The sequence below is a fragment of the Aurantibacter sp. genome, assembly GCF_042094015.1.
GTDB lineage: Bacteria > Bacteroidota > Bacteroidia > Flavobacteriales > Flavobacteriaceae > Aurantibacter.
In genome coordinates this window covers 1-10,081 of record NZ_JBELDZ010000084.1, presented here as the reverse complement: position 1 = coordinate 10,081, position 10,081 = coordinate 1, and the positions used below count along the sequence as shown (strand labels likewise).

Below are 10,081 nucleotides of genomic sequence, written 5' to 3'. Positions count from 1 at the left end.
TATGAGCTGAAAAATTTGCAACCACTTGCCAAGTTTCAGAATCAAAAACCTTATCAAAGGTATCACTTAATAAATTAACTGGATATGTTATGTATTCTGGATTATAATTCAAAAAATCAGAACTTCTAAGATCTCTTGTCAATTCTGTCAACCCGTTTTCATTAATATCTACTACAGTAATTTTTGAGGGTTTATATTTTAAAATTTGTTTAATATAGTTAGAACCTATCGTTCCTGCACCACCAATAATTAAGATATTTTGATTATAAATTTTATTTGATAATATATTCTTATTGTTCGAAATATCTTTTTCAAAACTTATTTTCGCAAAGTAGTTTTTTTTCAAATGATTCATTATTATATTATTTATATTTATTTACTTTTAAAGTTCTAGATAAAAAATAAAATAGAATATTAAATTAATTTCTTGCTTTATAGTTGTGGTTAATTTTTAAAAAACCTTTAGATTAAATAATATGAACTTAATAAAAATTTAATAATAATCTTAAATTATTTTTATAATTTTTTAAATGCTTCATTAATTTTAAAGGGATTCTTATAATTTAATTTGATCCTAGACTCTTTACTATTAACAATTAAATCACTATATAATTTTTCGTAAATGTTTGGTTTAAATATTTGAAGAAACCATTTTAATAATGGTATTTTTATTAAAAATTTTCTATTTCTGTTATTTCTGTCTATTAATTTGATTAAACCAGTAGTACTAATATAGTTATCATCAGAAATTAAAAAAACACCTCCTAATTGGCGTTCTATTATTTTATTAATCCCATAGCAAAGGTTTCCAATATAAACGAAGGTCCTTCTATTTTTAATACCTGCAAATGGTAATATTGGGAATTTATTAACTATATTGATTAGCTTGCTAATATTACCAGGAGCTTTATCTCCATAAATCATAGGTAATCTAACGATACTTACAGTAAAATTATCATCATTTAATTTTTCCAAAAGTTTTTCAGCTTCAAATTTAGATTTACCGTATGCAGTAGATGGATTTATTTTTGAATTTTCTTTAATAAGTTTTAAAGAACTATCGTAAACTGCAATTGAACTTATAAAAACGAACTGTTTTACACCTTTGTTTTTTGCTTTTCTTGCCAAGTTAAATGGATATAGAACATTTATTTTATAATAATCATCATAATGTTTTTTTTTTGTTTGATGAACTAAAGCAGCACAATGAAGAATACAATCAATGTTTTCAAATTTCAAGCTAGATAGGGGTGATTTTAATAAAGAAAACTTTTTAAACGTATATAAATCTTTATATGTTTTTATAAATTGGCTTCCCAAATATCCTGAGGCTCCAGTTATTATAATGTTTTTCATTTTATTATTTTAGGAATAATTAAAGTTAGTCCTAAAAATAAAGCATCACTTGTTTTTCTCCTATATTCTAATAAATTTTTGATTAGCTTAATTCTATCTATGTAATAATCTCTTTTAAGTAATCTTATTTGTTCGTTTTCAAATTCACAAAACTCAGCAGTTTTTAAAATTTGTTTTCTATACCATCCATCTCTTGATTTTTTCCATCGGTTTAGAAAAGTTTTAAGCCCTGAATTAGCCCCAAATTCATTATTTTTATGTTGTCTATATTTCATACTAACTTTACTATCTATATACCATCTATAACCCTTAATTCGCGCAAATGCATAAATTAACCAGTCATGAAGCTCTATATCTTTAGTTATTTTTATTTTATTGCTTAAATGATTTTTAAAATCTTTTGCTAATTTACTATTAAAAACATGAGTGCAACCTGGTCCTGGAGAACTAAAAATAAAATCAAGTTCTCTCTGAGGTTGTGCTTTGTCAATTATTTTTTTTTTACCATTCGACCAAAAGGCTAATACATTTGAAGAGTATGCGTCAACTTCATTTTTTTGTATTTGATTAATTGCTAAATAAACCTTGTTAATATTCCAAATATCATCTTGATCAGCAAAAGCAAAATAATCATATCCTGAAATATCTGCATCTCTAAATAATCTAAAAAAATTTTGAGAGGCGGATCCAAATTTGCCAATTTTGGGAAGTATTTTAATTCTTTTGTCATTGAAAGATTTAATAATTCTTATGGTATTGTCAGTAGAAATATCATCACTCACTAATATATTTAAATCCACTTTTTTTTGGGCTAATATCGAGTTGAGTTGCTCTCGTATATAATTCTCACCATTGTATGTAGCTAACAATACAAGACATGTTTTATTTTTTATCATACATTGCTGCTTTTTTGAAAATTTGATTCATTTTTATTGCTATAACTGACCAAGATGTTGGGTATTTTTCAAGTTGATTTTTACCTTTATTTGTTAAATTATTTCTCAATTTAGGACTCTTACTAATTTCAAGAATAGATTTAACCCAATCTTCAGTTTTCTTTTCAGAATGATATAACGCAGCATCATCACATACTTCTCTAGTAAAATTGAAGTCTGTTGTTAAAATTGGTTTTCCAAACTGCATTGCCTCAATGTGAGAAGAACTAAAAGACTCTAATAAGGTAGGTATAATGACTGAATCAGACAGGGAGTATAATGATTTTAAGTAGCTCTTTTCTACCCATCCTATTGGTATTATTTTATCTTTTTCAAGAAGTTTTAAAGCTCGCGCACCATATTCTTTAATTAATAATTCTCTAGACAGTGACAATAACATTACATAATCAAAATCTATTTCACTTAAACTTTCAGCAATATCAATTAATAATTTATGGTTTTTATGCGGATAATAACTCGATATATATATCAGTTTAAAAGAATTTTTATTCTCTAACTCTTTAAGCTTTCTATCTATTTTTTTGTTTTGTGAGTAATTTTTATTAAAACTATAATCATTTTCGCTATCAACTGATTTAGAAATAATTACAACCTTTTTTCTAAAATGTTTTTTAACAGCCTTTTTCATAGATTCAGTTTGGACAGTAATTATATCAATGTTTTTAATAGAAAGTTTATAAAAAAACCTTAAAATCTTTAACTTAAATTTTTCTCTTATATTTCTTTTCAACTTATTGATTTTCTCATAAGGATAAACTTGAAAGGCATTACTCAAACTTACAATCTGAGGAATATGAATTCTAGTGTAAGTCCCAAGATTTACATTCCATAAAATATCGATATTATAATTTTTAATAATTTTCTTTATACCAAAGCTCATCAATGCTAGCCGTTCAATTTCTAGTCCCAGTATAGTTCCACCGAAATAAATAAAATTAACATTATCAATTATTTCTTTAGCTTTATTTATAGGTGAGTTTTCTCTGCAAACAAGAAATATTTTATCATCTTTATTTTCTTTACTATAAGCTTTTAAGAGTATTATAAAATGCTCTAAGGCACCTGTACCTTTTCCTCCATAAAAATATTGTACTAGTACATTCATTTTTTTAAATTTATTTTGAATTGTTTATAATGTATCTAGTTTTTCCTCTATCATGCTTTATTTCTTCGACAAAATTAAAACTGACAAAATGTTCATTTTTTATTGCTTTTTTTATTTCTTTTACAACAAAAACTTCACATTTATTCGTGTAGGAGTCAGATGGTATTACATTTACAGAAATAGAAAAATCTTTGTTTTGAATAATTTGAAAGGCTTTAATAGCGTCAGGGAAACCATCGAATAATGTTGTTAGAAAAGATCCATTGACATAAATTCCGCTTTCTGTCCTTATAAATTCAGAAACTCTCCCTTTTACTTTATCAATCAGAGGTAGATTCATGCCACATTCGCAATATTTTTTTATAAAAAACCTACCCTCATCTCCATTTTCATACCTTATTAAGGGAAAAACCCTATTTTCTAAATCAGTAAGTACAATTTTACCATATTCGTTTCCTTTTGTTATTTTATTATTCGAATCTAAAAATTCAATATGTCTCAAATCATAATTAAAATGCAATCCCTTTTTATTTTTGCATTCAGCTGCTAACCAAAAAACCTCACTACACCCATATTGATCAAAAACATCACTTCCAAAGACTTTCTCTATATTAAGTCTTGTACTCTCAGATAGTGGGGCTGAAGTTAAAAAAATCACTTCAGGTTTATGAACTTTTAAATTGTTTTTTTCAATATAAATAGCTAACTCCTCAACTGCTCCTACGTAACCATGGATAAATTTTGGCTTTATTTTATTAATCCTTTTAACAAAACTTTCTATACTTTTACCATTAATACTAGAAGAGTCTAATAAACCTCTTAGTGTTGGAAACCAAATTAATTTATTAACTAAGTTAGATATTCCTTTATGGGTATTTCTATGAACGTAGACATGATTAGACCATGGATTTATATCCCACCATTTCATAACTCTCCACCCAATTGTTTCTAAAGGAACTCTTGTGTCAAATAAAATTTTTAGCGGCTCACCTGTACTACCTCCAGTGGTAGATAATCTAAAATACTTTTTTTTCAGTTTTGGATTTTTTAATGAATCAAAGTTACTCCTTAATTTATCTTTAGTTAAAACTGGTACTTTACCCCAATCTTGTTCTTCAATTAAATTTTGAGGACTAAAATTATTATCATCATAATACTCTTTATAAAAAGGAATGTTTTTGTAAGCAAATTCAATAATATCTTTTCTTTTTTTCCAGTTTAATTCCTCAATTTCAGCTATAGATAAATTATTATTTTTTTTGATTACATTCTCATAATAATTAATTTTCTCATTAAAAAACAAACGGTATTTTAACTTATATACAAGTTGTCGTATTCTATCTAATTTCATCAAGTAATTTTAAAGAATTTTCTTCTTTTTTTGGTAAACATAAAACAACTATTAAATAAAAAGTAAAAACTTTAAAAATCATCATACTTATAGTATTTGTAGTAAACTCAGCGTATATATAGGAAATTACCCCAAATAGAAGAAAAGGATAAATTCCTTTAATTAAAACTTCTTTTTTTAAATTTTTCCTAAAAGTATATTGTTTACGTCTAAATCTCAATAATGAAAAATTAAATAAATTCATAATTATAAAACTAAAAATAAAACCTACAAAGTAACCGAAATTGATTATAGCTTCGGGGATTAAGCCTGGTGATATATATGAAAAACCTCCATAAACATTATTTAAATAGTCCTTTGTTATAACCATACCTCCTGTATCAGGTTTCCCAGGCCATAACTTTCTTGGAATCAAATTAGTTACTGCACTTACATAAGTTGATCCATACTTAATTTCTTTTAAATTATTATTTAAAACTAACTCTAATGGATCTAAACCATATGTAAAATTTGACATTTTTAATATCTTACTAGAACCTTGTAATCCCGTTTGTATGCCATCATCTGTATATTTATAGCCATCTCTTGCAACACCAATAATCATAGCTAATATAACTATTATTAAGGCTCCTGATAAAATAAGAGTAAAGTTTACTTTTTTTATGTTGTAATTATAGTAAACCATCATGAAAACTAAGTTCCAAAGCAAAGTACTTCTAGAGCCCGACATTAAACTAATAACCGTAAAAACTAAAAAGTGTAAAAAGAAAATAATTTTTATATTTTTTGTTTTATTTTTTAATTTCAAAATTACTATAAAATATAGGTAATTTAGCATATTGATAAACTTGGTGAAAAAGATTAAATATCCTAAACCTTTCCAAGCATCTACTCTTAGACCAATTGATAATATGTACTTTTCTAATCCACCTAATTTATTTATGAGAAGCAACTGTGCTAAAATTGGTATGGTTGTCAATAACCAAATTCTCCTAACTATTTTTTTATATGACCGATTTAGTATAAAGCTTTTTGGGAGTGTAAAGTTTATTTTTTTTTCAGATAAAATTAATATGAGATGAATAAAGAATATTAGTAAAATAGATAAATATACTTTTTCTGAATAAGGAGTAAAGAATATATCTCCAAAGAAAACGAAAAAAATAGCTGAAAACACTTTTCCTGGAGAGAATAAATCTCTTGTTTTGATAAAAGAAAGTATTAATAATAATATCCACAATAAAAATATTAAACTACCAAACATTGCTTAATTTAAAGTTCTTTCTAATGCTTTTTTTGTAAGTTTTACAAAATCAACTGATTCATAAAAGACATTTGATTTTTCACTAAATTCTTTATAATTATTAATGATTTTTTTAAATCCTTCATACAACTGTTCCTCATTATCAATATCTACACAAACCCCTGCTTCATTATGACCAATAGTGTTAATTAAACCAGGTACATCTTGACAAATTGTAGGTATACCATAACCTGAATACTCCCATATTTTATTTGGAGCACAATAAATGGAGTTTAAACAATCAAAATCATAAAAAGCTACGCCTATACTAGCATGACTTGTAATATAAAGATGATCTGGAGGTGATACCCATGAAATATGAACTAAATCATTATTTATATGTTTTAGCTCTTGTATTCTATTATCAGAATCCCTCCCCATAATTACTAATGTATGAGTTTCCTTATACCTTTTAGAAACATTAACTAAGGGCTCCAAATTTCTATCTCTTAAAAGCGAACCCTGATATAAAATTATATCTTTATTTTTTTTTATTTGTGATATTTTATCTGCTAACTCTTTGTTTTTTATATGTATATTTAATCTCCTAGGGTGAAATTTAGGTTTATTAGGTATTATACTTGGTGTTTTATTCAATTTATACCACACTCTAGCAATATTTGCCCTATTAATTTCATTCATAACTATATTTTTATAGTTATGTATATATTTTTTTGTCACTTTTCTCCAAAATGGGTATGCATCATGAAGCTCATGCAACGCCAATAATGCTTTGTATTTAGTTATATTATCACCAAGACAAAATGCTGTATCAACCTTTGCTACCCAAACCAAAGTCTCAGAATCATAATATTTCTTAATATAAAAATCTGCTTTTTTCCCAAAACGAAAATAGTTAACTAATTTTTTAAAAAAATTAGAACTATAACCTCTACCTATTTCAATAATATTAACTTCTTTATTTGTATAATCAACACTCTTTTCTGAACAAATACAAGTAATTTTAATCCCTAACTCTTTGAATGCATTAAAATAATTCGGTATAGTTGGAGAAGCATTAATGTTACCTCTGCAAACCAATATAATTTTCTTATACATTGTTTTAGTTTTTTATATAATTAATAATCTTAGCATAATTAATTTTCTTTAATTGTGACTTTAAAGAACCCCTTTTTAAAAATTGTATTGGATATTTAATTATTTTATTATAGTAAATTGGTAAATTAGAAAATTCTTTATTTAGACGAACTAAAGTGTTAAATTTTTTTGATTCTTTCTTATAAATATTTTTTAATGCCTCGTTTAAAATGATTTCTCCGCTTTCATTTTGCTCTACGAAATATTCTTCAGTTATATTTAATTTTTCCTTAGAAAAATCAACTGTTAATATTAATCCTTCTTTATTTCTTTTTGTTAGATTGTAATAGGAGCCATCATCTAGTTTAATATTTGAAAAACAAAAATTACCTAAACTATAATACACCTTTTTCCCATTAAAATTCATTGAAGGTTGTATAGTATGGGAATGGTGACCAACTATCAAGTCAACACCACTATTTAACAATCTTTCTGATTGTTTTATTTGTTTCTTTTCTGGATAAATCAGGTTCTCTGACTTTCCTCCCCAATGAATATAGAGAACTAGAAAGTCACACTCCACCTTATGTTTCTGAATACTATTAATTAATTTTTCTTCTTCGAAAAAAGCTAGACTTAGCGGGCAATCTTCTGGTAATTTTGGATTAGTATCTTTATCTACAAAATTTAAAATCCTTACCTTAATACCATCTTTATCTATATCTAAAAAACTTTCCATTTCATCTAAAAGACCGGCACCACAAAACTTTATATTTAACTCTGCTAATTTTTTTATTGATTTTTCAAAACCCTCAGAAAGATTATCATAAACATGATTATTTGCTAAACCTAAATGAGTAATATTTAGGTTTGTTAACCAATTGTAAGTTTCAATACTTGTATTTAATCGAGGTGACTTTAATTCATTTTCACCAATCCCTTTTGAAAAACACTCTAAATTACCTATGACATAATCTGATTTCTTTAAAAAATCTAACTCATTGAATGGAAATTTTCCAGATTTATAAATATCTTTATAATTACCATTAAAACTAATATCACCTAAAAATGAAATTTTCACTTTTTATTTATTTTAAAATTTACATATAATAATTGAATAATAAACAAAATTGAATAGGATGTTAAATAAGCTTTTGCGATTCCTAATGCTCCTTCTTTAATAAAAAAATAACTTAAAAAACAAAGTAGTACTCCCCAAGTATAATTAAAAAACAAGTTTTGCCACATTTTATTTATTGTTGCTAGAGTTTTACCTAAAAAAACTAACATAGAACTTAATATAGCACTAATACACATCATTCTTAATACCTCAGTTCCCTTGATAAAATCATCTCCAAAAAAAGACAATATGATTCTTGGAAATATAAATGGGACTGAGCTTACTATTAAAGAAACACAAAAAACTATAATTAAATTTGTATAAGTCATTTTTTTAATATCTTTATTCTCATTAAAGTGAGTGTTCATATATGGAAAAACCACATCAGAAATTGAAACTGGTAAAAAAACTATTAAAGCAAAAATCAGAAAAGATGAATTAAAAATCCCTAATTCAATAAATCCGTCCTCACTAAAATTGGATAGTTGTAAATTCACAAACCAAATTGCTATTGGACCGCCTAACCCTGATAATATCGCAGGAAGATTAAACTTTTTTATAACATCAAAATCAATCCTAGAAATTTTAATTAAATTATTATTTTTTCTTATCACCTCGAAACCGAAAATGATAAATTGAAAAAAACCATAAAGGGTGAGAGCAATAATAGCCCCTTTAAGTGAAAAAAAACTTGTTAAAAGGGTTACAATAAAAAGATTTAAAACACTTACTAAGGTGTTTAATCTAAAGATAACTTTAAACTTTTTTTGTCCCTTTAGAATTCCAATAAAATTTTGAGTAATTCCAATAAAAATAAAATAAAAAGAAGCAATTATTAGATATTTAAAAAATTCTTCTTTTTTTAATATCCAAATAGAAATATCTTTTGAAAAGATAATGAAAATAAGAAACACAATAATTGAAAGAATTAAAGAAATACAAATATTAGTAAAAATTACTTTTTTTGTTTGTTCTTTATCTTTTTCATTTTCAGAAAGGAACTTTGTTGTTGATAGATTAAAAGCACTCCCTATAGAATTTTCAAAAGTTTGAACTGTTGATTTAATCAAAACATATTTTCCAAAATCAGTTACACCTAGAATTCTAGCTATTAAAATATTTAGAAAAAAAACCCCTCCTCTAATAACAATACTAGCTAAAATATTCCAAACAGAATTTTTCAAAAGTCCATTTTTAAGTTGCTCTTTAATCATACAACTAAAATGATCTTATAAATTTTACTATTTTTTTACAAGCAGTCCCATCTCCATATGGATTGTGTAATTTGGACATTTTATCAAATATTTCTTTATTATATAATAATTTAAGTGATTTATTAAAAATGAGATCCTCATCTGTTCCAACTAATAATACTGTTCCTGCATCTACTGCCTCTGGTCTTTCAGTAGTATCTCTCACTACTAAAACTGGTTTTCCTAGACTTGGCGCTTCTTCTTGAACACCTCCACTGTCTGTAATAATAATTTTAGATCGATTCATTAACCAAATAAAATCTTCATATGGTAATGGATCAATTAAAATTATATTTTCAACTCCAGATAAGATCCTATTAACAGGCTCCTGTACTTTTGGATTCAAATGAACAGGATAAATAATGAAACGATTTTTATCATCTTTTGCAATTCGTTTTAAAGCTTTGCAAATTCTCTCAAACCCTCCACCATGATTCTCTCTACGATGACCTGTCACTAAAACAACTTCTTGATTCCCTATTTTTTTAGAAAGGTCTTGTATTAATTGACTGGGATTTTCATTAACCTTCTCAACAGACTTTATTAAAGCATCTATCACAGTATTTCCAGTAACTAAAATTGAATCTTCAGAAATATTT

10 protein-coding genes are annotated in these 10,081 nt (G+C 25.6%); all 10 read right to left on the bottom strand.

Annotated elements, in window-relative coordinates; all coding sequences use genetic code 11:
• On the bottom strand, positions 1–355 hold a 355-nt coding region (locus ACFDSN_RS10590; protein WP_375239825.1), incomplete at its 3' end, for a polysaccharide biosynthesis protein.
• A gap of 161 nt (positions 356–516) precedes the next feature.
• Positions 517–1,356, bottom strand: coding sequence for an NAD-dependent epimerase/dehydratase family protein (locus ACFDSN_RS10585; protein ID WP_375239824.1), 840 nt, complete (start codon positions 1,354–1,356; stop codon positions 517–519).
• Positions 1,353–2,252, bottom strand: a complete 900-nt coding sequence (locus ACFDSN_RS10580; protein WP_375239823.1) for a glycosyltransferase — start codon at positions 2,250–2,252, stop codon at positions 1,353–1,355. The genes ACFDSN_RS10585 and ACFDSN_RS10580 overlap by 4 nt, the downstream gene beginning before the upstream one ends.
• Positions 2,239–3,417: a glycosyltransferase gene (locus tag ACFDSN_RS10575; RefSeq protein ID WP_375239822.1), complete on the bottom strand. Its 1,179-nt coding sequence runs from the start codon at positions 3,415–3,417 to the stop codon at positions 2,239–2,241. Before ACFDSN_RS10575 ends, ACFDSN_RS10580 begins: the two co-directional genes overlap by 14 nt.
• A 10-nt stretch (positions 3,418–3,427) precedes the next feature.
• A complete protein-coding gene (locus ACFDSN_RS10570; RefSeq protein ID WP_375239821.1) occupies positions 3,428–4,768 on the bottom strand; it encodes a phenylacetate--CoA ligase family protein in 1,341 nt (446 codons plus the stop codon).
• The gene (locus ACFDSN_RS10565; RefSeq protein WP_375239820.1) at positions 4,755–6,032 is read right to left on the bottom strand and encodes an O-antigen polymerase; all 1,278 of its coding nucleotides are present in this window, start codon (positions 6,030–6,032) and stop codon (positions 4,755–4,757) included. The genes ACFDSN_RS10570 and ACFDSN_RS10565 overlap by 14 nt, the downstream gene beginning before the upstream one ends.
• Positions 6,033–6,035: 3 nt before the next feature.
• On the bottom strand, positions 6,036–7,130 hold the full coding sequence (locus ACFDSN_RS10560) for a glycosyltransferase (protein ID WP_375239819.1): 1,095 nt from the start codon (positions 7,128–7,130) through the stop codon (positions 6,036–6,038).
• 4 nt (positions 7,131–7,134) lie between these two features.
• On the bottom strand, positions 7,135–8,190 hold the full coding sequence (locus ACFDSN_RS10555; protein ID WP_375239818.1) for a CapA family protein: 1,056 nt from the start codon (positions 8,188–8,190) through the stop codon (positions 7,135–7,137).
• Positions 8,187–9,443 (bottom strand): oligosaccharide flippase family protein, encoded by a 1,257-nt coding sequence (locus tag ACFDSN_RS10550; RefSeq protein WP_375239817.1) that lies wholly within the window; start codon positions 9,441–9,443, stop codon positions 8,187–8,189. The genes ACFDSN_RS10555 and ACFDSN_RS10550 overlap by 4 nt, the downstream gene beginning before the upstream one ends.
• Before the next feature lie 4 nt (positions 9,444–9,447).
• A partial coding sequence (gene wecB, locus ACFDSN_RS10545; protein ID WP_375239816.1) for a non-hydrolyzing UDP-N-acetylglucosamine 2-epimerase occupies positions 9,448–10,081 on the bottom strand: 634 nt, incomplete at its 5' end.

What these genes read in the sequence shown, in the direction of transcription:
- ACFDSN_RS10565 (WP_375239820.1), bottom strand. Translation starts at nt 6,032, where the DNA reads ATGTTTGGTAGTTTAATATTTTTATTGTGGATATTATTATTAATACTT.
- ACFDSN_RS10560 (WP_375239819.1), bottom strand. Translation starts at nt 7,130, where the DNA reads ATGTATAAGAAAATTATATTGGTTTGCAGAGGTAACATTAATGCTTCT.
- ACFDSN_RS10550 (WP_375239817.1), bottom strand. Translation starts at nt 9,443, where the DNA reads ATGATTAAAGAGCAACTTAAAAATGGACTTTTGAAAAATTCTGTTTGG.
- ACFDSN_RS10570 (WP_375239821.1), bottom strand. Translation starts at nt 4,768, where the DNA reads ATGAAATTAGATAGAATACGACAACTTGTATATAAGTTAAAATACCGT.
- ACFDSN_RS10585 (WP_375239824.1), bottom strand. Translation starts at nt 1,356, where the DNA reads ATGAAAAACATTATAATAACTGGAGCCTCAGGATATTTGGGAAGCCAA.
- ACFDSN_RS10580 (WP_375239823.1), bottom strand. Translation starts at nt 2,252, where the DNA reads ATGATAAAAAATAAAACATGTCTTGTATTGTTAGCTACATACAATGGT.
- ACFDSN_RS10575 (WP_375239822.1), bottom strand. Translation starts at nt 3,417, where the DNA reads ATGAATGTACTAGTACAATATTTTTATGGAGGAAAAGGTACAGGTGCC.